Source organism: Streptomyces sp. NPDC032745 (genome assembly GCF_055579465.1).
This window is the reverse complement of sequence record NZ_JBVING010000050.1, coordinates 1-1,043: the sequence shown is the minus strand read 5'-3', so window position 1 is coordinate 1,043 and position 1,043 is coordinate 1. Positions and strand designations below refer to the sequence as shown.

General features: G+C 60.2%; 1 protein-coding gene. It reads right to left on the bottom strand.

Going from position 1 to position 1,043, the window contains the following annotated elements; genetic code table 11:
• Positions 1–1,023 (bottom strand): condensation domain-containing protein (locus ACZ5WG_RS40815; protein WP_468729708.1); only part of this gene is annotated, 1,023 nt, incomplete at its 3' end.
• Between the last annotated feature and the right edge of the window lie 20 nt (positions 1,024–1,043).

Below are 1,043 nucleotides of genomic sequence, written 5' to 3'. Positions count from 1 at the left end.
GGTGTCGAAGAGTTCGCCGATACCGGCAAGCTCCTGAATCCGGGAAAGCCCCAGATAGTGATGCTCCAGCAACTCCACCTGCTCACGCTGCAGCCGCACCACCATCTCACCCAACGACTCCCACGCATTCAACCGAACACGCAACGGAACCGTATTGATGAACAACCCGACCATGTCCTCAACACCCGGCAAATCACCCGGACGCCCCGACACCGTCACACCGAACACCACATCATCACGCCCCAACAGACGCGACAACACCACACCCCACGCACCCTGCACCAACGAATTCAGCGTCACCCCCAACACCCGGGCACGCTCCTCCAACCCCGCCAACACCCCCGAACCAACAACCCGCTCCACCCGACCCGGCACCACCGGCACCCGACCCGAAACCACCGGAGCAACCAACGACGGCTCCACCAAACCCGCCAAAGCACCCGACCAAGCCACCTCACCAGCAACCCGATCACGCCCCGCAAGCCAACCCAGGAACTCCCGATACGACCGCACCCGCGGCAACACCGAAACATCCCCACCCGACCCATACAGAGCCAACAAATCCCGCAACACAACCGGCAACGACCACCCATCCCACAACACATGGTGATACGTCACAACAAACCTGAAACGCCCCGCCCCCAAACGCACCAACATAAACCGCACCAACGGCGGCACACCCAAATCAAAACGCCGCGCCCGATCCTCCTCCAGAACCCGAGCACACTCCCCCTCGACCCAACCCACATCACCATCAGAAAGATCGACCACCGACCACTCCAACGGCACCTCACCCACAACCACCTGAACCGGCCGACTCACCTCACGGAAACGGAAAGCCACCCGCACATTCGCAAAACGCTCCAACAACACACCCGCAGCAACCCGCAACCGCTCAACATCCACCTCCCCCACCAAATCCACAGCAACCTGAACGTTATAAACATCCGCAACCGACTCATCAAACACACTGTGGAAAACAAACCCCTCCTGCAAAGCAGACAAAGGCAGCACATCCACCACACCACCAGGAACAGACCCCT